The 22,768-nt window shown below is 69.0% G+C and carries 20 protein-coding genes and 1 rRNA gene; 10 read left to right on the top strand and 11 right to left on the bottom strand.

Annotation, left to right across the window (positions count from 1 at the left end):
- Nucleotides 1-2 precede the first annotated feature (2 nt).
- From DNK52_RS14190 to DNK52_RS14180, 3 genes are all read left to right on the top strand, one after another.
- The gene (locus DNK52_RS14190; RefSeq protein ID WP_110241698.1) at nt 3-1,787 is read left to right on the top strand and encodes an acetyl/propionyl/methylcrotonyl-CoA carboxylase subunit alpha; all 1,785 of its coding nucleotides are present in this window, start codon (nt 3-5) and stop codon (nt 1,785-1,787) included.
- Nucleotides 1,788-1,893: 106 nt separating this feature from the next.
- Complete coding sequence (locus DNK52_RS14185) at nt 1,894-2,523, top strand: TetR/AcrR family transcriptional regulator (protein WP_110241697.1); 630 nt, start codon at nt 1,894-1,896, stop codon at nt 2,521-2,523.
- Nucleotides 2,523-4,241, top strand: coding sequence for an FAD-binding dehydrogenase (locus DNK52_RS14180; protein WP_110241696.1), 1,719 nt, complete (start codon nt 2,523-2,525; stop codon nt 4,239-4,241). Before DNK52_RS14185 ends, DNK52_RS14180 begins: the two co-directional genes overlap by 1 nt.
- A gap of 62 nt (nt 4,242-4,303) precedes the next feature.
- Here the strand turns inward: DNK52_RS14180 and DNK52_RS16485 are convergent, their stop codons facing one another.
- A complete protein-coding gene (locus DNK52_RS16485; RefSeq protein WP_110241695.1) occupies nt 4,304-5,539 on the bottom strand; it encodes a SpoIID/LytB domain-containing protein in 1,236 nt (411 codons plus the stop codon).
- Nucleotides 5,540-5,690: 151 nt separating this feature from the next.
- Here DNK52_RS16485 and DNK52_RS14170 point away from each other — a divergent pair, with 151 nt between their 5' ends.
- Nucleotides 5,691-5,963: an acyl-CoA carboxylase biotin carboxyl carrier protein subunit gene (locus DNK52_RS14170; RefSeq protein ID WP_110241694.1), complete on the top strand. Its 273-nt coding sequence runs from the start codon at nt 5,691-5,693 to the stop codon at nt 5,961-5,963.
- Here the strand turns inward: DNK52_RS14170 and DNK52_RS14165 are convergent.
- On the bottom strand, nt 5,960-7,369 hold the full coding sequence (locus tag DNK52_RS14165) for an NAD(P)H-quinone dehydrogenase (protein WP_110241693.1): 1,410 nt from the start codon (nt 7,367-7,369) through the stop codon (nt 5,960-5,962). The genes DNK52_RS14170 and DNK52_RS14165 overlap by 4 nt on opposite strands.
- 32 nt (nt 7,370-7,401) lie before the next feature.
- Nucleotides 7,402-8,808, bottom strand: a complete 1,407-nt coding sequence (gene lpdA / locus DNK52_RS14160; RefSeq protein ID WP_204163560.1) for a dihydrolipoyl dehydrogenase — start codon at nt 8,806-8,808, stop codon at nt 7,402-7,404.
- A 62-nt stretch (nt 8,809-8,870) separates the two neighbouring features.
- Here lpdA and DNK52_RS14155 point away from each other — a divergent pair, with 62 nt between their 5' ends.
- Nucleotides 8,871-9,323, top strand: a complete 453-nt coding sequence (locus DNK52_RS14155; protein WP_110241691.1) for a gamma-glutamylcyclotransferase family protein — start codon at nt 8,871-8,873, stop codon at nt 9,321-9,323.
- Between the two features lie 24 nt (nt 9,324-9,347).
- Here DNK52_RS14155 and DNK52_RS14150 read toward each other — a convergent pair whose 3' ends face one another.
- Entirely contained in the window at nt 9,348-10,457 is a 1,110-nt protein-coding gene (locus DNK52_RS14150) for an FUSC family protein (RefSeq protein WP_162598790.1), read from the bottom strand.
- Between the two features lie 57 nt (nt 10,458-10,514).
- On the opposite strand from DNK52_RS14150, the gene DNK52_RS14145 reads away from it, so the two are divergent.
- Nucleotides 10,515-11,315 (top strand): purine-nucleoside phosphorylase, encoded by an 801-nt coding sequence (locus DNK52_RS14145; protein ID WP_110241689.1) that lies wholly within the window; start codon nt 10,515-10,517, stop codon nt 11,313-11,315.
- Nucleotides 11,316-11,331: 16 nt separating this feature from the next.
- A complete protein-coding gene (locus tag DNK52_RS14140) occupies nt 11,332-12,129 on the top strand; it encodes an NAD-dependent epimerase/dehydratase family protein (protein WP_110241688.1) in 798 nt (265 codons plus the stop codon).
- A 99-nt stretch (nt 12,130-12,228) separates the two neighbouring features.
- On the opposite strand, the gene DNK52_RS14135 is transcribed toward DNK52_RS14140, so the two are convergent.
- The 6 genes from DNK52_RS14135 to DNK52_RS14110 are packed head-to-tail and all read right to left on the bottom strand — an operon-like array spanning nt 12,229 to nt 19,470.
- Nucleotides 12,229-13,965 (bottom strand): Ig-like domain repeat protein, encoded by a 1,737-nt coding sequence (locus DNK52_RS14135; protein WP_110241687.1) that lies wholly within the window; start codon nt 13,963-13,965, stop codon nt 12,229-12,231.
- Nucleotides 13,966-13,985: 20 nt separating this feature from the next.
- Nucleotides 13,986-15,326: a hypothetical protein gene (locus tag DNK52_RS14130; RefSeq protein WP_110241686.1), complete on the bottom strand. Its 1,341-nt coding sequence runs from the start codon at nt 15,324-15,326 to the stop codon at nt 13,986-13,988.
- Nucleotides 15,313-16,476, bottom strand: a complete 1,164-nt coding sequence (locus tag DNK52_RS14125; protein WP_110241685.1) for a hypothetical protein — start codon at nt 16,474-16,476, stop codon at nt 15,313-15,315. Before DNK52_RS14125 ends, DNK52_RS14130 begins: the two co-directional genes overlap by 14 nt.
- Nucleotides 16,458-17,306, bottom strand: coding sequence for a heme ABC transporter ATP-binding protein (locus tag DNK52_RS14120; RefSeq protein WP_110241886.1), 849 nt, complete (start codon nt 17,304-17,306; stop codon nt 16,458-16,460). The genes DNK52_RS14125 and DNK52_RS14120 overlap by 19 nt, the downstream gene beginning before the upstream one ends.
- Entirely contained in the window at nt 17,306-18,367 is a 1,062-nt protein-coding gene (locus tag DNK52_RS14115; protein WP_110241684.1) for a FecCD family ABC transporter permease, read from the bottom strand. Before DNK52_RS14115 ends, DNK52_RS14120 begins: the two co-directional genes overlap by 1 nt.
- The gene (locus DNK52_RS14110; protein WP_110241683.1) at nt 18,364-19,470 is read right to left on the bottom strand and encodes a heme/hemin ABC transporter substrate-binding protein; all 1,107 of its coding nucleotides are present in this window, start codon (nt 19,468-19,470) and stop codon (nt 18,364-18,366) included. The genes DNK52_RS14115 and DNK52_RS14110 overlap by 4 nt, the downstream gene beginning before the upstream one ends.
- 121 nt (nt 19,471-19,591) lie before the next feature.
- Here DNK52_RS14110 and DNK52_RS14105 point away from each other — a divergent pair, with 121 nt between their 5' ends.
- The 3 genes from DNK52_RS14105 (at nt 19,592) to DNK52_RS14095 (ending at nt 22,602) form a co-directional block, all read left to right on the top strand.
- A complete protein-coding gene (locus tag DNK52_RS14105; protein ID WP_110241682.1) occupies nt 19,592-20,257 on the top strand; it encodes a biliverdin-producing heme oxygenase in 666 nt (221 codons plus the stop codon).
- Nucleotides 20,258-20,339: 82 nt separating this feature from the next.
- Nucleotides 20,340-20,837, top strand: coding sequence for a thiol peroxidase (gene tpx, locus DNK52_RS14100; protein WP_110241681.1), 498 nt, complete (start codon nt 20,340-20,342; stop codon nt 20,835-20,837).
- A gap of 94 nt (nt 20,838-20,931) precedes the next feature.
- Complete coding sequence (locus DNK52_RS14095) at nt 20,932-22,602, top strand: phospho-sugar mutase (RefSeq protein ID WP_110241680.1); 1,671 nt, start codon at nt 20,932-20,934, stop codon at nt 22,600-22,602.
- Nucleotides 22,603-22,665: 63 nt separating this feature from the next.
- On the opposite strand, the gene rrf is transcribed toward DNK52_RS14095, so the two are convergent.
- Nucleotides 22,666-22,768 (bottom strand): 5S ribosomal RNA (gene rrf / locus DNK52_RS14090); the annotation flags it as partial.

Raw genomic sequence — 22,768 nt, 5'->3', positions numbered from 1 at the left:
TCGTGCCCGAGATCAAGCCCCTGCAGAAGGTCCTCATCGCCAACCGCGGTGAGATCGCAGTACGCGTCATCCGCGCGGCCAAGGACGCTGGCATCGCCTCCGTCGCCGTCTACGCCGAGCCCGATCGTGACGCGCTCTTCGTGCGGTTCGCCGACGAGGCCCACTCGCTGGGTGGTTCGACCCCCGCCGAGTCCTACCTCGACATCGAGAAGATCATCGCGGTCGCCAAGAAGTCCGGAGCCGACTCGGTCCACCCCGGCTACGGCTTCCTCGCCGAGAACGCGCAGTTCGCCCAGGCCGTCATCGACGCCGGACTGATCTGGATCGGTCCCTCCCCCGACGCCATCGAGGCGCTCGGCGACAAGGCCAAGGCCAAGCACATCGCCCAGAAGGCGAACGCGCCCCTGGCTCCCGGCACCAAGGACCCGGTCCAGGACGCCGACGAGGTCGTCGCCCTGGCCAAGGAGTTCGGTCTGCCGATCGCCATCAAGGCAGTCTTCGGCGGTGGCGGCCGTGGCCTCAAGGTCGCCCGCACCCTCGAGGAGATCCCCGAGCTGTTCGAGTCCGCCGTGCGCGAGGCCGTCGGCGCCTTCGGCCGTGGCGAGTGCCTGGTCGAGAAGTTCCTCGACCGTCCGCGCCACGTCGAGACCCAGTGCCTGGCCGACCAGCACGGCAACGTCGTGGTCATCTCGACCCGCGACTGCTCGCTGCAGCGTCGCCACCAGAAGGTCGTCGAGGAGGCCCCCGCGCCCTTCCTGACCGACGACCAGGTGACCCGCCTCTACGAGTCCTCCAAGGCGATCCTCAAGGAGGCCGGCTACGTCGGCGCCGGCACCTGCGAGTTCCTGGTCGCTGCCGACGGGACCATCTCCTTCCTCGAGGTCAACACTCGCCTCCAGGTGGAGCACTGCGTCTCCGAGGAGGTCACCGGCATCGACCTGGTCCAGGAGATGTTCCGCATCGCCGCGGGCGAGGAGCTCGGCTACGACGACCCCGAGATCAAGGGTCACTCGATCGAGTTCCGGATCAACGCCGAGGACGCTGGCCGCAACTTCATGCCGGCCCCCGGCACCCTGACCGAGTGGGCCCCGCCGAGCGGCCCCGGCATCCGTCTGGACTCCGGCTACGAGAAGGGCGAGACCATCCCGGGCGCGTTCGACTCACTGGTCGCCAAGCTGATCGTCAGCGGCAAGGACCGCACCCAGGCGATTGCCCGTTCCAAGCGCGCGCTCGCCGAGTTCCGGGTCGACGGCATGCCGACGATCATCCCCTTCTTCGAGAAGGTGCTCGACGAGCCGGCCTACGTCGGCTCCTCGAACAAGTCCGGCGAGGGCTCGTTCGGCGTCTACACCACGTGGATCGAGACCGACTTCGTCAACGACATCGCGCCCTACGGCGGCGAGACGGGTGAGGCCGAAGAAGCCGGCGAGCGCCAGAAGGTGACCGTCGAGGTCGATGGTCGTCGCCTCGAGGTCGTCCTGCCCGCCGGTCTCGGTGGTCTCGGCAGCGGCGCCGCCTCTGGAGCCAAGAAGCCGAAGCGGGCTGCCAAGAAGGCCGGTTCGGCTGCCTCGGGCGACTCTGTTGCATCCCCGATGCAGGGCACCATCGTCAAGGTCGCCGTCACCGAGGGCCAGGAGGTCGCCGAGGGCGACGTCATCGTCGTCATGGAGGCGATGAAGATGGAGCAGCCCCTCAAGGCGCACAAGGCCGGCACCGTGACCGGTCTGAGCGCCGAGGTCGGTGCCACCGTCGGCAACGGCGAGGTCATCTGCGAGCTCAAGGACTGACGTACGTCACCCGCGAAGGGCCGCTCCCCCACGGGGCCGGCCCTTCTCGCATTTGCCCGACGTACGCACATAGCAAGCACTCGCTTTCTATGTTACGTTCGCCTGCGTGACCGCGCCCCTGCCCCGCCGTACGCAGGCCGAGCGGCGCGACGCCACCATCTCCCGACTGCTGGCAGCGACGGTCACCTGCCTGGTGGAGCGCGGATACGCCGCCACCTCCACGGCGGCCGTCTGCGCCGAGGCCGGGGTCAGCCAGGGCGCACTCTTCCGACACTTCCCCACCCGTCAGGCGTTGCTGGTCGCGACGGCCGAGCACGTGGCCGAGGCGGAGGTGGCCCGCTTCCGTGACCTCGTCGACGAGCCCGTCACGGGTGCCGACGAGGTCACCCAGATGCTCGGCCACCTGCGCAGCATCGTGTTCTCCCCCACCCACCAGACCTGGCGCGAGTTGCTCGTCGCTGCGCGCTCCGACGCACAACTGCGCGAGGCGATGGTGCCGGCCCGACTCACGTTGCAGCACCAGATGCTCGCCACTGCGGCAGAGCTCTGGGGGGATCGCCTGCCCGAGGCCGAGCGGGCTCCGCTGCTGAGCATCGTCGTGAACTTCCTCGACGGTCTCGCCTTCTCCTCCCTCGACCCGACCTCCGAAGCCACCCCCGGTCGCACCGTCGAGAGGGCGCTGTGGCTGCTCGCCGACATGATCGTCCACCGCTACACACCTCCTGAGGAGCCCTGATGACCGAGTCACCCGTGAAGGCGAACGACGGTTTCGTCCCCGACGCGATCGTGGTGGGGGCCGGGCTCGCCGGGCTCGTCGCCACCCATGAGCTGACCCAGGCGGGGAAGAAGGTCCTGGTCCTCGACCAGGAGAACCGCAACAACCTCGGCGCCCAGGCGTGGTGGTCCCTGGGTGGATTGTTCTTCGTCGACTCCCCCGAGCAGCGGCGCATGGGGATCACCGACTCCCCCGAGCTCGCCTGGCAGGACTGGCAGGGCTCCGCCCAGTTCGACCGGCTCGGAGACGGCACCGACGGTCCCGGACGCGGCGAGGACTTCTGGCCCCAGCGCTGGGCGAAGGCCTACCTGGAGTTTGCCCACCGGACCAAGCGGGACTACCTGCACGACCTCGGCCTGAAGTCCCTACCGTTCGTGGGATGGGCCGAGCGTGGTGACGGACGGGCCGACGGTCACGGCAACTCCGTGCCCCGATTTCACCTGACCTGGGGCACGGGCCCGGAGGTCGTACGCATCTTCCGCGAGCCGGTCGAGGCCGCGGAGGCCCAAGGGCTCGTACGCTTCGGCTTCCGGCACCAGGTCGACGAGCTGGTCGTCGAGGATGGCGCCGTCGTCGGCGTACGCGGGACGTCACTGGCTCCCGACAGCAGCGAGCGGGGAGTGAAGTCGAATCGCGACGCGGTCGGCGACTTCGAACTTCGGGCCCCGGCGGTCGTGGTCACCTCGGGTGGAATCGGCCACAACCATGCCCTGATGCGGGCCCAGTGGCCCACTGACCGGGTGGGGTCTGCCCCGGAGCACATGATCAGCGGAGTGCCTGCCCACGTCGACGGTCGCATGCTCGCGATCACCGAGTCGTCAGGGGCCACCATCGTCAACCGCGACCGGATGTGGGCCTACGTCGAGGGCATCCACAACTGGGACCCGGTCTGGCCCGACCACGCCATCCGGATCCTGCCCGGGCCCTCGTCGATGTGGTTCGACGCCCACGGCCGGCGACTCCAGGGGATGTCCGGGGTGCCCGGTGCCGACTCCGTCGGCTCCATGAAGCAGATCCTCAGCACCGGTCACGACTACTCGTGGTTCATCCTGACCCAGTCGATCATCGAGAAGGAGTTCGCGCTGTCGGGCTCCGAGCAGAACCCCGACATCACCAGCAAGGACATCAAGTTCATGCTCCAGTCGCGTCTGGCGAAGGGAGCGCCGGGCCCCGTGGAGAACTTCAAGCAGTTCGGCGAGGACTTCATCGTCGCCGACAACCTGCCCGACCTGGTCGCCGGGATGAACAAGATCTCCCGCGGCCCGGAGCTCGACCTCGACACGGTCCAGCGTCAGATCGAGGCGCGCGACCGCGAGCTCGGCAACGCGTTCGGCAAGGACGTCCAGCTGATGGTGATGGCCAATGCGCGCAAGTCACGCACCGACAAGCTCATCCGCGTCGCGAAGCCCCACGCGATCCTCGACCCGGCCCACGGCCCGCTGATCGGCGTCCGCCTCAACATCCTGTCGCGCAAGAGCCTGGGCGGGCTGGAGACCAACCTCGACAGCCAGTGCGTGGCCGCCGACGGGACGCCGATCCCGGGTCTGTACGCCGCTGGCGAGGTCGCGGGCTTCGGTGGCGGCGGGGTGCACGGCTACAACGCGCTGGAGGGCACGTTCCTGGGCGGGTGCATCTTCTCCGGGCGTGCCGCCGGGCAGGCGATCGCCCGCGGCGCCTGAAGGAGCCACGCCCATCCGCCCGACCGGTCACTCACGTGGCCGGTCGGGCGGCGAGGGGCTGGTCAGCGCCGAGTCGCCCCGGAGCTCTTCGACTCCTTGACGGTGAACCTGAACCAGTTGGACCGCAGCCCCAGCGCGAAGCGCATCTCATCACCTGTGATGCGCACCTTGGTCTTGCTGCCCACCAGGGTCAGGTTGAGGACCCGACCGCCCCAGTCGCCGTGGCCGTTGCGCTTGGTCACCGTGATCCGCTCGAGGTCGCCCAGCTGGGGCCAGACCTTCTCCAGCTTGGCCGCGGTGGTCTCGTACTTCCACGAGTGGACGGTGTTGCCCGGCCAGTCGTCGTACGGGTCCTCCTTGGCGACCAGGTAGGGCATGCTCCCCGGCGCCGTCCAGCCGCCGCTGCTGGAGGAGAACTGGGTGAAGGCGGGCTTGCCCTGGTAGGTGAGGATCTCGCGGGACGTGGCCTTGATGGCCGCGTCGGAGAGCGGGTTCTCGGCGCTTGCCCCGCCGTAGACCTGGCACTGGGTGGTGTCGCAGATCTGGTAGTGCCTGGCGAGCGGGTTCGAGCGCTCGAAGGTGGCGTACGTCCGTGCCGCGATGGCCTGGGAGCGCACCGCCTCGGCGTTCCAGGACGCGGGCATCTCGAGCGGCACGACACCGCGCAGGTAGTGCTCCATGGTCACGACGTTCACGGTGTCACGGGCCCTGCCGACGCCCGAGGACGCCGAACGGAGGATGCCGCGGTAGGCGACCTCACGCCCCTTGGGCATCATCAGGGTGATCGGCCGGTTGGTGGCGCCGAACTGGGCGTCGCCCTTGAAGAGCTTCCAGCGCTTCCACGGCTTGCCCTTCACCTTGAAGGCCACGCTCGTGCGGTTCTGCGACCTCGCCGTCATCCGCCACTTGCCGGCCCCGTTGTCGGGCAGCGAGTACACCTTCTTGCCCACGATGTCGCGCACCTTGAGCCGGGAACGCGGCCGTACGACGACGCTGTCGGTCGTGTCAGCGGTGATGTGGACGCTCACGTGGCCACGCACGGTGCCCCACGACGTGCCGGGGTAGTAGAACTTGACGATCTCGCGGTAACCCAGCCCCTCGCGCGCGGCACCTCGGGCGCCGTGCTGCGAGAGCCCTTTGCCATGGCCGAATCCGTGGCCGTCGATCGTGATCTGGGCGTCCTTGGGCACGGGCACCACGTCCGCGGCCGAGGCCGGGGACGGGGAGAGCAAGGAGGCCCCCACGGCAGAGAGCACGGCTGCGGAGAGCCACTTAGATCGGTGGGCGCGGTGCAGCATACGAAACTCCGTGGGGAAGGGGTGTGTCTGGTGTGACCAGTGAGGTCATCTACGAGTCCAACACAGTCCGCGGCGGCGGACAACGTCATCAGTTGAACTACAACGCGGTAGTTCGTGAGGGCACCGGCCCCGGCCCGACTAGCCTGTCTCCATGCTCCCGCACCCCGCCGACCTCCCGTCGCAGACCTCGGTCCGGGCACCGTTCCACGGCCTCGTGACGATCCTCGTCCGGCCCGGTGACACGGTCGGCGCCGGTGAGGTGGTGGCGCTGCTGGAGGCGATGAAGATGGAGGCGCCGATCACGGCGCCGCGTGCGGGGAGGGTCGCCGAGATCTCCTTCGAGGACCCCCGGACGGTCGCGGGCGGCGATCTTCTCGTGGTCCTCGCCCGGGACGGCTCACCACCAGAGAACTGGACGGACTAGAAGAACTTGTCGTCGTCGACGTGGTGCAGCCGACGGGCTGCCTCGGCCAGGGAGCCACTCATCGACGGGTAGACCGTGAAGACCTTCGCCATCGAGTCCGCGGTCAACGACTCGGACACGGCGACCGCCAGCGGGTGGATCAGCTCGCTGGCCTTGGGACCGACCACGACGCCGCCGATCACCACGCCGGTGCCCGGGCGGCAGAAGAGCTTCACGAAGCCGTCCTGGACACCCTGCATCTTGGCTCGGGCGTTGCCGGCCAGCGGCAGCATCACGACCTCGGCCTCGACCTTGCCCGCGTCGACCGCCTGCTGGGTCACGCCGACCGTGGCGATCTCGGGCGAGGTGAAGACGTTGGAGGAGACCTTCTTGAGGTCGAGCGGCGTCACCGCGTCACCGAAGTGGTGCCACATGGCGATCCGTCCCTGCATGGCAGCCACCGAGGCGAGCATCAGCACACCGGTGCAGTCCCCGGCCGCGTAGATGCCACGCGCGCTGGTGCGTGAGACCCGGTCGACCTTGATGAAGCCGCCGTCGTCGAGCACGACGCCGGCCTCCTCCAGCCCGAGGTCGGAGGTCTTCGGGATCGATCCCAGCGCCAGGATGCAGTGCGACGCGGAGACCGTACGACCGTCGGTCAATGTCACCGTGACCCGCTCACCGTCGCGGACCACCGACTGCATCCGTGACTTGGAGAGCACGGTCATGCCGCGGCGTCGGGCCACCTCCTCGAGGACGGCCGAGGCGTCGGCATCCTCACCGGGGAGCACCCGGTCGCGTGACGACACGAGGGTGACCGGGATGCCGAGGGCCAGGTAGGCCGAGGCGAACTCGGCCCCGGTGACACCGGAACCGACGACGACCAAGGACTCCGGCGCCTCGTCGAGGTCGTAGACCTGCTCCCAGGTCAGGATCCGCTCACCGTCGGGCTGGGCGGTGGGAAGCGTCCGCGGTGCCGCACCGGTTGCGACGAGGACCGTGGGGGCCTCCAGCGTCTCGGTGCCGCCCTCGTTGAGGGTGACCACGACGCGGCCGGCGCCGTCGAGTCGGCCCCTGCCCCGGACGACGCGTACGCCGTCCCGCTCGAGGTTGTCGGTGATGTAGCTCGACTGCTCGCCGGCGAGGGTCTTGACCCGGGCGTTGATCCGCGCCAGGTCGACCTGCATGTGGGACAGGGACGCGGTGTCGTCGTCGTGGTAAGTGATGCCGAGGTCGATCGCGCGGGCGACGTCGCTCATCACCTCGGCGGCCGCGATCAGGGTCTTGCTCGGCACGCAGTCCGTGAGGACGGCCGAACCGCCGATGCCGTCACTGTCGACGACCACCACGTCGGCGCCCTGCTGGGCGGCGACGTGGGCCGCCTCGTAACCTCCGGGGCCACCACCGATGATGACGACGCGATTCATGTCCGGTGTCCCCTCACGCTCGCCCGTCTCGATCAGAAGTTGATCATGTGGCCGGCGATGCCCTCGACCGCTTCCTTCACGGCCTCGGTCAGCGTGGGGTGGGCGAAGACGTTGCGGCTCACCTCGTCGGCGGTGAGGTCGAAGCGCTGGGCCATGGTCAGCACCGGCAGCAGCTCGGTCACGTCCGGGCCGATCATGTGGGCGCCGAGGATCTCGTTGTACTTAGCGTCGGCCACCACCTTGACGAATCCGGTGGTGTCACCGAGCCCGGCGGCCTTGCCGTTGGCCGCGAACGGGAAGGTCGAGGTCTTGACGTCGTACCCCTTGTCCTTGGCCTGCTGCTCGGAGTAGCCGAAGGAGCCGATCTGCGGGTGGCAGTAGGTGGCCCGCGGGATCATGTCGAAGTCGATCTCCATGGTCTCGACGTCCGCGATGGTCTCGGCGGTGACGATGCCCATGGCCTCGGCGACGTGGGCCAGCATCATCTTGCCGGTGACGTCACCGATCGCCCAGACCCGGTCGACGTTGGTGCGACCGCGGGCGTCGACGGTGATGGCGCCGCGCTCGGTGGCGACACCGATGCTCTCCAGGCCGTAGCCCTCGATGCGCGGGGCGAAACCGAAGGCCGCCAGCATCTTGTCGGCCTCGATGACCTCCGAGTCGCCGCCCGCGGCGGGGCTCACGGTGACCTTGACGCCGGAGCCGGTGTCCTCGACCTTCTCGACCTTCGTCGAGAGGAGCACCTTCACACCGAGCTTCTTGTAGTGCTTGAGGAGCTCCTTGGAGACGTCCGCGTCCTCGGCCGGGACCATCCGGTCGGCGAACTCGACGATGGTGACGTCGACACCGAAGTTCTTCATGACGTACGCGAACTCGACGCCGATCGCGCCGGAGCCACCGATGACGATCGACGAGGGGAGCTCGGCGTCGAGGATCTGCTCCTCGTAGGTGACGACGTTCTCGGAGACCTCGATGCCGGGCAGCAGCCGCACGGTGGCGCCGGTGGCGATGATCAGGTCGTCGCAGGTCAGGGTCTTGGTGGAGCCGTCGTTCATGGCGACGTCGACCGAGTTCGGCGCGGTGATCGTGCCCCAGCCGTCGACCTCGGTGATCTTGTTCTTCTTCATGAGGAAGTGGACGCCCTTGACGATGCCGGCGCTCACCTGGCGCGACCGCTTGTGGGTCGGGCCGTAGCTCATCGTCGCGTCACCCTCGATGCCGAACTTGGCCTTGTCGTGGGTGAGGACGTGCGAGAGCTCGGCGTTCTTGAGCAGCGCCTTCGAGGGGATGCAGCCGACGTTGAGGCACACACCGCCCCAGTACTGCTTCTCCACCACGGCGACCTTCTTGCCGAGCTGGGAGGCGCGGATCGCGGCGACGTACCCGCCGGGGCCGGCGCCGAGGACAACAACGTCAAAGTGAGTCGCGGAGTCAGTCACGAGACCGAGTTTAGGCCCTGCGCCCACCAACTTCCCATCCGGAGTCGTTACCCTCTGGTTCTGTGACGCTCTACGCCGCCTACGGGACGAACCTGGACCCTCGACGCATGGGCGAGCGCTGCCCCCACTCCCCCTTGCACAGCACCGGATGGCTCACCGGCTGGCGCCTCACCTTCGGCGGCGAGGAGCACGGCTGGGACGGAGCCCTGGTCACGATCGTGCAGGACCCCATCGACCAGGTCTTCGTGGCGTTGTACGACCTCACCGACGAGGACGTGAGCGCCCTCGATGCCTGGGAGGGCGCCGACACCGGTCTCTACCTCAAGACCCGGGTGCGGGTCGCTGCGCTCTCCGGCGAGGTCCTGGCCTGGACCTACGTGCTCGACGCGTACGAGGGGGGTCTGCCGAGCGCCCTGAATCTGGGTGTCCTGGCGGACTCCGCCGAGGCCGCCGGTGCGCCCAGCGACTACCTGACCCAGCTGCGCGGGCGACCCTGCAGGTCGATCGGCCACTGAGCCGACCCCGCGGGCGCCAGAGGGTCAGAAACGCAGGCGTACGTCCAACTCGTCGCGCGTCATCCCGCTGGCGAAGAGCATGTCGGCCGCCAGCGACCGGATCTGGGCGGCGACCGCGGCCCGGTTCAGCGTCATCTCCCCGGTCAGTGCCTCCATCGCCATGCGCACCGACTCGATGAGCGCCTCCTCGCCGTGGGCTCGCTCGGACGGCTGGGCCAACCCGTCCTGGAACACGCCGATGCCGTGAGCGAGCTGCTCGACCGCAGAGGTCAGTTGCTCCCCGGGTTGCTCCCCCAGACGCATCATGGTCGAGACCCGCCGGGCCAGGACACGGGCGTCGCGGATCGCGTTGTCCACGTCGGTGAGGACCCCGGCGTAGCGCTCCACCTCGGGGCGTTGTCGCCAGCGGACCGGTGACATCACCGCCACCTCCCGGACATTGGCGGCGGTGTTCATCGCGGAGTTGATCTGATTCTGCAACCCGCGGGCCCGGGTCAGGCTCGCATGGGCGAGCGCCGGGTCGGACGTACGCATCGCTCGCGCCACGTCCCGCAGCACCGCCTGCAGATCGACCAGGAGCGGACGCACCTCCAGGGCGATGTCCCGGGTCGGGTTGCGGGGCAGCAGCAGGATCATCGCCACGGCGCACAGTCCCCCCACCAACGCGTCGATGAACCGGGTGACCGCTGGGTTCGCTGCGCCCGCCACCGGGATGACGGTGGCGAGCAGAACCCCGGAGTTCGCTGCCTGGGTGAGCGCGACGCCCTTGAGCCCGGCGAAGCTGGCCGTGATCGTGGTGATCACGACGATCAACGCCAGCTGCCACACGCCCCGACCGATGCCGAGGATCAACAACTCGCCGACCAGGACGCCGACCGCGACCCCCAGGATCAGTTCGAAGAGCATGCGTTGGCGCAACCCCACCCCGGCCAGGAGCACGATCACCGCCGCGATGGGTGCGAAGAACGCCTGCTCGTGGCCGAAGATGTAGGTGGCGATCGCGAAGGAGGCCGAGGTCGCGCCGGCCAGCCGCAGGAGCAGTCGCCAGCGCTTGCGCACCACCCGGAGGCGATCGACGACGGTGATTCGATCGCTCACGTTCGGCAACTTGGCTCTGAATCGGTCGGCGCTCACGCGCCCATCCTTCGCCAGGGGGCAACTCGGTGCAACGACCGGCCCTAGGGTTCACCCATGACCGAGAGCAATCCGTTCGACCTGGCCGAGCGGGCCGCCAGCGAGCTCAGGCGCCGGACCGGGGTGGAGTCCCACGACATCGCGCTGGTGCTGGGCTCCGGCTGGTTGCCGGCCATCGAATCGTTGGGTGTGCGGGTTGCCGAGGTCAATGCCACCGAACTCCCCGGCTTCTCCGCGGCCGGGGTCGCCGGCCACGCGGGCAGCATCCTGTCGCTCGAGGTGGGTGGGGCCCAAGTGCTGGCCTTCTGCTTCCGCACTCACCTGTACGAGGGCCGGGGCGTGCGTTCCGTCGTCCACCCGATCCGCACCGCGGCCGCCGCCGGGTGCCGCGCGGTCGTGCTGACCAACGGGGCCGGCGGCATCCGCGAGTCGTGGGCCCCCGGCACCCCGGTCCTGATCAGTGACCACCTCAACCTGACCGCGACCTCACCCGTCGAGGGAGCCGACTTCATCGACCTGACGGACCTCTACAGCGCCCGACTGCGCGCGATGTGCCGCGACGTCGACGCGACGCTCGACGAGGGCGTCTACGCGCAGTTCCCCGGTCCCCACTACGAGACTCCCGCCGAGATCGCGATGGTGCGCGCCCTCGGCGGTCATCTGGTCGGCATGTCCACGGCCCTGGAGGCGATCGCAGCCCGCCAGGCAGGCATGGAGGTGCTCGGCATCAGTCTGGTCACCAACCTGGCGGCCGGCATCAGCGGCTCCCCGCTGGGTCACGACGAAGTCCTGGCGGCCGGCGATGCGGCGGCGACCAGGATGGGTGCGCTGCTCGGCGCGGTCCTCCCCCGGATCTGACCCTAGGATCTGGATCATGAAGATCCTCATCAGCGGTGCTGCAGGCACGATCGGGCGCGTCGTGGTGGAGTCGCTCAGCGCTGCTGGTCACGAGGTGGTGGGCTTCGACCTGGCCTCACCTCCCGACGGGGTGGACGTGCCCTGGCACCTCGGCGACTGCACCGATCCCGATGCCGTGGAGGCGGTCTTCGCCGCGCAGCCCCTGGACGCGGTCGTCCACCTGGCCGGGCACCCCGACGAGTTGGACCTGCCCGGTTCGCTGACCTCCCACGTCGTCACCACCGCTGCCTTGCTGGACGCGATGGTCACGCACCGGGTGACCCGCTTCGTGTACGCCTCCAGCAACCACGCAGTGGGGCGTACGCCACGGGCCGACCTCGTCGGGGTCGACACTCGCCCGCGACCCGACACCTTCTACGGGGTCGGGAAGGTCGCAGCGGAGGCAGTGATGAGTCTGTACGCCGACCGTCACGGCCTCGACGCGGTCGCGTGCCGGATCGGCTCGTTCCTTCCCGAGCCACTCACCCGCCGCCACCTGGCCACCTGGCTCTCCCCCGCCGACTGCGTACGCATGGTCGTTGCCGCCCTCGAGACCCCGGCGCCGGGCTTCGCCGTGCTGTACGGCATCTCCGCCAACCGCGACGCCTGGTGGGACCTGGAGCCGGGCCGGACCCTGGGGTACGAACCCCAGGACGACGCCGCGGCGTACGAGGACCAGCTGCCCCGCCGCGTCGAGGACGAGATCGAGGGGGCGTACGTCGGTGGCCCGTTCGCGACGGAACAGTTCCACCGACCTGCTCTCGACACCCCCTGACAGGGGATACGCCCGGACATGGCAGCAGGGCCGGTGCCCTCACGACACCGACCCTGCTGCGTGGGCCGACCGAGTCAGGTCAGCCGATCCACTTCGAGGTCAGCGGACCTTGTGGCGAACCGACTTCTTCTTGGCGGCGGTGTAGTTCTTGTCGCCCACGTACTTCACGGTGATCCGGTACGTCCCCTTCTTGCCCGCCTTCGGCAGCTTGACGACGACCTTGCCGCTCTTCGCGAGCTTGACGGTCCGCTTGACGACCTTCTTGCCCGGGGCCTGGATCGTGACCTTGACCTTGCCGCGGGCCTTGGCGACACCGGCGGTGGTCTTGCCCGTGACGGTGATGCGGGCCTTGCCCGCACGCTTCGTGGTCGCCTTCCTGGTGACCTTCACGGTGCTCTTCGCGGCAGCCTTCACGACGAAGCTCTTGGTCTGCTCAGCGGCGCCCTGGTGGAGGGTGTCGCCGGCATAGGTGGCGGTGACGGTGTAGCGGCCACCCTTCTTCGCCCTGGGAAGGGTGACGACCGCACGGCCGTTGGAGATCTTGACCGTCTTCTTCGCGGTCCCGGAGAGGCCCGGAGCCTTGGTGGTGACGGTGACGTCGCCGGTTGGCTTGGCGGTGGTACCCGTGAGGATCACGGTCGCCGTGCCGGTCTTCTTCAGCGTCGCCTTCCTGGTGACCTGGAGCGCGGCCTTGGCAGCGACCTTCGCGGGGGTGCCCGCCACGAACTTCGACCAGTCAATGGTCACCGGGGTGGTGGTGTCCTGGGTGCTGTTCGAGTGGGTGTGCGCCTGCCAGGTGACGATGACGTAGTCGGCACCCGTCTCGAGCTTCTCGGTGGGTGCGTTGAGCACCGACACGAAGCGGTCGCCCTGGAAACGACCGGGGACGACGTAGTCGACCGCGGGGATGGCACCCATGGAGGCGCGGTCGGAGAAGTCGATCGTGGTGCCCGCCTTGACGAGCGCCACGTAGACGCCGGCGTCGCCCGGGTTGGTGACGGCGGTGAAGCCGCTGCCCTCGGCCTTGATGCTGAGGCCCTTCTCGTGGTCCTCGAGCAGGACCGTCGCGGCGATCGTCGGGACGAGCACCTCGTCAGCCGCGAACGAGAACGAGCCGGGTCGCTTGTGGTCCTGCGCGGCAGTCGCCGACGAATTGTGGAAGTGGGCGAGGGTGCCGGGGGCCAGCGCACCGAGGAAGTCAGGGTGGAAGGACTTTCCGCCGGTGAGGTGGGCCGGGTTGGTGATGCCCAGGCGAGTTGCCTCGGCCGAGCCTGCTGCCAGCACTCCCTCCCAGTTCGGGACGGCGGAGGTGACGCCATCAGCAGTCGTGGCTGCCGTGAAGCGAGCAACCGTCACCTCAGCGGCAGGTGTGGGGGTGTCCGTGCCCACGGAGCCGGAGACGGTTGCCCGGATGGCGCCGTCACCGTCGGCCTCGAGCACGACCACCGGGTTCGCCACGGTCACCGAGTACTGCTCGGCTCCCGCCGCCACGAAGGCTCCCCGCACCGAACCGGTGAAGGAGGTCGTGACCGTGCCGTCGGCGGCCACCACGGCGTCGCTGGCCGAGAAGGTGAAGAAGTCATCCGCGCCCGTGCTCAGGTCGCCCGCCGTGTGGGTCGCCCCACCGGAGACGGTGCCGGTCGGTGCGGCGGGCATGGGGCCCATCTTGCTGAAGAACAAGTGCTCGACGAACTGCTGGGAGACATTCCACTGGAGGTCCCCGGTGACGGGTGCGGCTTGGGCCGGAGCGGCGACGAGTGCCGCCGTGCCAGCAACGAGGACACCCGCCACACCGGCGGCGATGCCCCGGGTGGTGGTGCGCAGGAGCGACTTCATGTGTTTCCTTTCAAGATGGATCAGAGACGGTCAGGGCGGGGGCGACGAGGAGCAGTGGGCACCAGCAGGAGAAGCGCGGCCGCGAGGAGCAGCGCACCACCCACGGCCCACGCGGTGGAGAGGGTCTGGGGTGTGGCCGGCGGGGCCGCTTCGGACGCCACGGACGAGACCTGGAGGGGGGAGGCAGCCTGACCCAGGAGCTCGTCCGAGCCGCCGCCGGGCGGCAGGTTCCCCGACGAGGGCGCGGGTGGGGGCTGCGCAGAGTCCGCGCGGGCGAGGACCGGCACGTCCGGTTGCTTCGAAGGAGGAGGAGCGGACGTGCTGCTCGGCGCCGGCGTCGGCCGAGCCGTCGAAACGGGTGGCGCCGTCTTGACCGGGTTCTGCGGGGTCTGGGTGGGCGCGGGGGTCGTGGACCGCGGGCTCTCGGGCTCAGCGCCCTGCCATCCCACGGCAATCGGCTGCGGCAGCTTGGTCCAGTCGGACTGGAGACCCGTGGAGTACCAGAACTGTGAAGCCCCCATCGGTTCGAGAAAGCTCACGAACTCCTGCGGGAAGGAGCCCCAGTCAGCTCCAGAACGCACCTGGCTCTCTGGACCCGTCACCGGCACACCCCGGTAACCGGGGGTGACCTCGAGCCCGGTCTCGGTGACGTCGACGTCACGCAGTTCGACGACCGGCACTTCTCGAGGCTCGACCGCTTCCCAGACCGTGGGGTCGAACCTGTCCGAGGCCCAGCCGCCACCGGTGGCGGTGAGGCGACCGACCCCACCTGTGACGGTGAGCTTCGGGTCCGTGAGGGTGAAGACGGTGTTGCCTCCGTAGTAGACGACCGTGAAGGTCCCTCGCCACTGCACGGTGGCGTCGTCGTTCCCAGGGTCCAGGGTCCCGCTGCCGTGCGTGATCCGTACGCGGTGACCGCTGAACGGGCCGTAGAGGCCGATGGGGGTGCCGTTGGCGTCGGTCCCGAGCCCTTCCCAGGTCGCCTGCCGCCAGGTCCCCGCAGCGTCGACCTTCTGGATCTCCACGTGGTCCGTCTGTGCGGACCACCTGCGACTGGACAGGACCATGCCGCCACGACCGGGGTCGGCTGCGCCTGCGGAGAGGAAGTTGTTCGTCAGCGGGTTGTGCGACTGCGCGTTGCTCTGCTGACTGATCGACCAGGCGAAGACGGCGTCATCAACCCTCCGGACTCCGGACTCCTGCGGCGCTTCGCTGGGCGACGGAGCTGGGGTTCCTGTCTGGGCGACCACTGCGGGGACAGCCGCGGCTCCCAGCGCCACGGTGCACACCCCGGCGGAGGCCAGGACGAGGGAGGCCAGGACGAGGGAAGCCAGGACGGCTCTCCACTCACGCCCGCGCACGACGCCCCCTCCTGGTCCGTCGAATCGTCACGAAGAGCGCGCTCAAGAAGATCACGGCCGCGACGACGGCAAAGACCAAGGCCGCGACCTGCTGCTCGTCGGACTCCCGCACGCTGACCGTCTCGAGCCCGGGATCTGCCGCGACCCCGAACTTCATCGAGACCTCCTTGCTCGCACCGTAGAGGCGCAGCTCGTGGGTCCCCGGCTCGGTCGAGGCAGGGAGGCCGATCAGGCCGCTGGCGCCCCCGTCATCGCCGGCGACGAAGGGACCGGCAGCAGCGAGTCCGTCGTCGAGCACGGCGGTGAACTGTTCCCCGGGCGTGAGGCCGGTGACCGCGAAGGACATCGCGCGGCCGACGAACGCGGCTGCATGGTCGACGCTCAGCTCCGCCGGACCCTTCTTCGCCGCCCTGGGACCCGTCGCACCCCGCTCGACCCCAGTCCGGTCACCGGAACCGGACTCGGTGACCCCGGAGCCTGCCGGAGCTGCATCTGTTCGGGGCACGGCTGCCCCCGCCCCACCTGCCCCGGAACCCCTGGTCCCAGAGGTGTCGGGCTTCTCCACGGCGCCGGTCTCCGAGAGGTCGCCGAGCTCAACCGGGGTGAAGGTCTCGTTGTTGGCGTTCTTCACGCCGTGCGCGCCGATGGTGATGACCCCGCACGTCACCTTGCGGCAGTCGACCCGAGTGATCTCACCGTTGCGCCCCACGGCCTCGAACTCAGGACCGGGCACCATCAGTCGTACCTCCCACGCGCCCTTGCCGCTCATCACACCGCCGTTCGCGGCCGACGCCGTCGAGGACCCGGGGAAGGCCACGTACCGCTGGAAGCCAGCGTTGTCCTTCGATTCCTTGTCCGGCACGTAGACGTAGTTCACCCCCGACTGACCGCCCTTGCTGGGTTGCCACTTGCCGTTGACGGTGCCGAACCAGACGTAGACACCGCCGTGACCTCCCTTGATCGACTGGAAACCGGAGCCACGTACGCGAAGCTCGGTCGAGTAGGTCGAGTCGATGACCGCACCCTGCCCGGCGGCGTCGACCGTGACGCCCCCCGCAGCCTGGGCCGGCCCTGCGGCCATTCCGGTGAGGGCTGCGGATGCGAGCACGACCAGCGCCGCCACCCGGGCGCTCAGTGCAGGACCGGACATGACGACTCCTTCGTCTCTCGACTGAGCACTCCGCTGCGCACTCCACGACGCACTGGGACCACGAGCAGGGTGCCGGCGTGGTTGAGGACCTCGACCGGGTGCTCGTAGACCTCGCTCAGCAGCTCGCCGGTCAACACCTCGTCGGGCGTACCGGTCGCCCGCACCTGCCCCCCGGCGAGCACGCAGACGCGGTCGGAGTAGGCAGCGGCGAGGCTCAGGTCGTGGAGCACGACCACGACCGCCGCACCGCGCCGGGCGCTGTCGCGCGCCTGACTCAGCACCGCCTCCTGGTGCTTGATGTCGAGCGCGGCGGTGGGCTCGTCGAGGAGGTGGATCTCGACGTCCTGGGCCAGCAGTCGCGCGAACGAGACACGGGCCTGCTCACCACCGGACAGCGTCGGGACCACTCGGGCGGCCAGGTGCGACACGTCGGCGATCTCCATCGACTCCTCGATCACCTTCTCGTCCAGCACGGCGCGCTCGTCCCGACGCCACACTGACCGTCCCATCTCCACGACTTCACGCACCCTGAAACCGAAGGCCAGCCCCTGGCGCTGCAGCAGGACCGCTCGCTGGCGAGCCAGCGCCTCCGGGCGCTGTCCGTGCAACTGCACACCGTCCAGCTCCACGACCCCGGCGTCCGGCTCCACGTCGCCGGCCAGGACGGAGAGCAGCGTGGACTTGCCGGCACCGTTGGGTCCGACCAGCGCCACCACTTCACCGTGACGGACGTCCAGATCGACCTCGCGCAGGATCTGGGCGTCGCCGATCGCGTACGAGACCCCTTGCGCGCGCAGGGCGGGTGCGGGGGCGCTGTCCTTCGAGGTCATCACGCCCACCCACCTGCGTTGCGCCGGGCCTGGCGCAGCAGCCAGAAGAAGATGGGGCCACCGACCAGGGAGGTCAGCATCCCGATCGGCAGGTCCGCGTAGGCGATGGCCGTACGCGCCCACAGGTCTGCGAGCACGAGCAGCAGGGCACCGCCGAGGGCGCTCGCAGGCACCAGGGCGCGGTGTCCCGGGCCCACGATGATCCGCATCAGGTGCGGGATGATCAGGCCCACGAAGGCAATGACCCCGGCGAAGGCGACCGCCGCGGCAGTGAGCACAGCGACCACCACGATCGCCACGACCCGCAACCTCTCGACGTCGACACCCACATGGCGCGCAGCCTTGTCACCCAGGGCCAAGAGGTCGAGCTTGCGGGCGATCAGGGTCGCGCCCACGATCCCCACCGCGGCGATCGGCAGGGTGACCCACACCTGCTCGGTGCGGGCGCCGTTGAGGCTGCCCATCTGCCAGAAGACGATCTCCTCGCGTGCCTGGGTGTCGCCGGCGAACATCAGAAAGGCGAGCGCAGCCCCAGCCATCGCGTTGACGGCAACGCCGGTGAGGACCAGCGTGACCACCTCCGTACGCCCCGCGTCGCGGGAGAGCAGGTAGACGGCGAACGTGGTGACCAGTCCCCCGACGAAGGCGGCCAGCGCGATCGTCCACTGACCCACGAACGCCCAGTCGAAGACGATCACGGCGGCCGCGGCCACCGCAGCACCCGAGGAGACCCCGACCACGCCAGGCTCGGCGAGCGGGTTGCCGAAGACGCCCTGCATGACGGCGCCCGCCGTGCCGAGGGCAGCACCGACCAGGGCAGCCATCACGAGCCTGGGAAAACGCACCTGCCACAGGGTCGCGTCGCCCTGGGGGTGACTGGGCAACGTGCCCCAGCCGATCCCGACCTTGTGCATCACCGAGCCGATGACCTCGCTGGCCGGGATGTGCAACTGACCGGTGCCTGCGGCAAGGAGGGCGGAGCCCAGCAACAGGACGCCGAGGACGCCGAGGACGATCCGTCGATTGGAACTGGTGGCCGGCAGCGGCAGGGTCACACTCACTGCAACTCCTGTGGTGCGTGCACCGCCACCGCCAGGGCGTTCAGCACCTCGGCCGTGTTCGGGCCGTAGCCCAGGACCAAGGAGTCGTCGACAGCGACGAAGCGTTCGTTGCGACCGGCGGGGGTGTTGGCCAGGGCCGGCAGCTTCTCCAGGAGGCCCTCGACACCCCCGGTGGACTCGAGGCCGCCGGTCATCATCACGACGAGTTCGGGAGAGGCCGCGATCAGACCCTCCGCGGTCACCGGACGCATCCCTGCCCAGCCGATCTCGTCGGCGACGTCGTAGGCCCCTACGGAGTCGATCAGGTCGTCCGCACCGGAGCCCTTGCCGAACATGTAGTAGACGCCCGCACTGCCGCGTACGTAGAGGAAGATCGTGCGCAACCGGGCGTTCTCGTCGGCGGGCGCCACCTCGGCGATGTCGGCGCGGACGGCGTCGATCTCCCTCTGGGTCCGCTCGGCAAGGAGAACACCTGCCTCGGGCACACCCATGGCAGCTGCAGTCATCTCGGTGAGTTCAGAGACGTTGTCGAGGTTGCGGTCGGAGTTGACGACCACGACGGGGATCCCGGCTTCGCGCATCTGCAGGACCACGTCCCACGGGCCGAGCGAGCTGTCGGTGATGATCAGGGTCGGATCCAGCTCGAGGATCGCCTCGGCGGTGAGACTGTGCCCCTGCCCCGTGACGAGGGGCAGGTCGACCGCCGGTTCGAACTGGGTGGAGAGGTCGCGGCCGACCAGACTCTTCCCCATGCCCAGCTCGTGGACCGTGCGCGAGAGAGTGCCGTGCAGGTCGAGCGCGAGCACGCGCGAGACATCACTGACCGTGACCACAGTCCCCTGCGCGTCCTTCAACGTGGCAGGCAGTTGCGGGGTCGGCTCGGTGGCCACCGCGTCGATCGTGTCGTCGTCGATCGTCGGGCTGACAACGCCCTGCCAGGCGCGCGGATCCTTGGCGGGGGTCACCGCGGAGATGGCGGGGGCAGCGACACCTTCAACTGGGTCACCACGTTCGATTCCCGGGCCGGCGGCCCCACATCCCGCGATCGCCAGCGCACCAAGGAGCACCACAGCACCGACCCGGACGGGGCGTGACCCTGACATTGAAGCTCCAAACCTGCGCGCGGCGAGAGAGATATAGGATGTACACTGAGTACCTAGTTAGGTAAGGCTAACATGAGTTAGGGTTACCTAAACAATCCCGTCCTTTCCCCGAGAGCAGCCAATGAGCATCACTGAAACCGCCACCGAAGTTCCTCTGTCGACCGCCTTCAAGCAGGGCTCTCTGGAGTTGCACCGCGAGACCGAGGCCAGCACCTTCATCGATGACCTGATGAAGGGGAAGGTCAATCTGGCGGGCTACGTCAGCTACCTCAAGTCGCTGCGTCTGGTGTACGCGGCGCTGGAGGAAGTGGCACGCCGGTACGCCGCCGAACCGCTGGTCGCGGCCATGCACGACCCGGCTCTGGAGCGTCTCGGCTGCATCGAGGCCGACATCGAGGCGCTCAGTACCGGTGCGCCGGAGGAGAACCTCTGCAAGCACGAGGCCGCCACCGCGTACGCCGCGCGCATCCACGCAGCTGCCGCCGAGGCCCCGGAGCGACTGGTGGCTCACCACTACACCCGGTACCTGGGTGATCTCTCCGGCGGGTTGGCCATCGGTCGCATTCTCGAACGCACCTTCGCCCTCGACGGTGCAGGTCTGGCGATGTACCACTTCGCGGACATCAAGGCGAAGCTCTACAAGGACGACTACCGCGCTCGCCTCGACGGGCTGCCGCTCGACGAGGGCCAGCGTGCTGGCGCCGTCGACGAGGTCCTCACAGCTTTCCGCCACAATCAGGCCGTCTTCCAGGAGCTGGGACAGGACTTGGCCGCCTACCGACGCTGACCCTTACCGGCGCTGACCTTGGCGAAGCTGGTGTCGGGAGAGTGACCCTGACACCCGACCACGGGGCTGCAAGGATGTGGCCATGGCTATCACTGCATTCAAGGGCAACCCCGTCCACACCGTCGGCGACCTGCCGGCCGTCGGCTCACAGGCCCCGGCCTACCAGCTCGTCGGTGCCGGTCTCTCGGACCTGACCGACGCCGACCAGACCGGCAAGCGCGTCGTGCTCAACATCTTCCCGAGCGTCGACACAGGCATCTGCGCCGAGAGCGTGCGCAGGTTCAACGAGGTCGCGGGCGACCTCGACAACACCGTCGTGCTCAACGTCTCGGCCGACCTGCCGTTCGCCCAGGCCCGCTTCTGTGGAGCCGAAGGCATCGACAACGTCGTGGTCGGCTCGGCCTTCCGTTCCGACTTCGGTCAGACGTACGGCGTCACCATGACGGACGGCCCGATGGCGGGACTGCTCGCTCGCTCGGTCATCGTCGTCGACACCGACGGCACGGTGACGTACGTCCAGCTCGTCGACGAGATCACCACCGAGCCCGACTATGACGCCGCCCTGGCTGCGCTCGGCTGATCCCCCACCACCACTCGCCTCGAGGTCGGCCCCACCGGGGCCGGCCTCGAGTGCATTTCCGCCTCTGGAGAGCTTCCGGCGATACGGTGCCTGCATGGACCAAGGCGCAGAGCCCTGTCACGACGACCTGCTCGACCGCGCCGGACGATGGCGCGACGAGGACCCCGACGAAGGCACGCGGTCAGAACTGGACGCCCTCCTGGTCGCGGCCAGGGCGGGCGACCCGGACGCCACCGCTGAACTGACCGACCGCTTCGGTGGCCCGCTCGAGTTCGGCACCGCCGGACTGCGCGGGGCCATGGGGGCCGGACCCCACCGGATGAACCGCTCCGTCGTCCAGCGTGCAGCTGCTGGGTTGGTCGCGCACCTGCAGGGCGCCGGGGCAGGGGCACACGACATCGTCGTCATCGGTTACGACGCCCGGCACCACTCCCACACCTTTGCCCAGGACACCGCCGAGGTCGTCGCGGGCGCCGGGCTTCGGGCGCTGCTGATGCCACGCCCGCTCCCCACTCCCCTGCTGGCGTACGCGGTCCGCGACCTGGCGGCCGTGGCTGGCGTGATGGTGACGGCAAGCCACAACCCGGCGGGCGACAACGGCTACAAGGTGTACCTGCGCGACGGGAGCCAGATCGCCGCCCCCACCGACCGCGAGATCGCCGCGAGGATCGCTGACGTCGGAGCGCTCACGGCGATCCCACGGGCGACAACCGCGGAGTTCGTGCCAGAAGCGGTGATCGAGCGCTACCTGAGCGCGGTGGTCGCCGTCGCTGCAGCGGGTTCCCGGGAACTCTCCGTTGTCTACACACCGCTCCACGGCGTCGGCGGCGAGACCGTCCTGCGCGTGCTCGAGGACGCTGGCTTCACCCCACCCCACGTCGTCCAGGCCCAGTTCGCGCCCGACCCCGACTTTCCCACCGTACGGTTCCCCAACCCGGAGGAGCCGGGAGCACTCGACCTCGCGATGCAGTTGGCGATGGAGTGCGGGGCCGATCTCGTGGTCGCCAACGACCCCGACGCGGACCGCTGCGCCGCTGCCGTCGCCGGCCCCCATGGTTGGCAGATGCTGCGCGGCGACGAGGTCGGGGCGCTCCTGGCCCAGCACCTGCTCGCGAACGGGGTGCAAGGAACGTACGCCACCTCCATCGTCTCCTCGTCACTCCTGTCCAAGATGGCGGCAGCTGCCGGTCAACCGAGTGCCAGGACGCTCACGGGATTCAAGTGGATCAGTCGCGTGGATGACCTGGTCTATGGCTACGAAGAGGCACTCGGGTACTGCGTCGACCCCGCCCACGTGCGGGACAAGGACGGAGTGTCAGCACTCCTGCTGTTGTGCAGCATCGCGGCCGACGCCAAGGCTCGGGACCGGACGCTCCGCGACCTGCTGGACGACCTGGCCCTGGCACACGGACACCACGCGACCGACCAACTCTCCGTACGCTTCGAGGCCCCCACGGCGATCAGGTCCGCGATGGCAGCCCTGCGTACGTCTCCCCCCACCGCCCTGGGCGGTCTTTCGGTCGAGGAGATCGAGGACCTATCCCGGCCCCGCGGGGACCTGCCCCCCACTGATGGGCTGCGCTACACCTTGGCGGAGGGAGCGCACGTGATCGTTCGACCGAGTGGCACGGAACCCAAGCTCAAGTGCTATCTCGAGGTCGTCACACCGGTGGACCCCGAGGACGGGGTCGACGCCGCCCGCATTGCCGCAGCGGGCCGTCTCGACGCCATCAAGGCGGACCTCAGGCAAGTGACTGGAGGCTGATGACTGCAGGCTGAAATGCAGAAGAGGCACCACACTGTGTGTGGTGCCTCTTCTTCAAAGTAGGTCCGGCGGCGTCCTACTCTCCCACGACGTCTCCATCGCAGTACCATCGGCGCTGAAAGGCTTAACTTCCGGGTTCGGGATGGGACCGGGTGTTTCCCTTTCG

The sequence above is a fragment of the Nocardioides gilvus genome (genome assembly GCF_003194605.1).
GTDB classification, from domain to species: Bacteria; Actinomycetota; Actinomycetes; order Propionibacteriales; family Nocardioidaceae; genus Nocardioides; species Nocardioides gilvus.
Note: the sequence above shows the minus strand (reverse complement) of the source record. Positions and strands in the feature narration are given on the sequence as shown.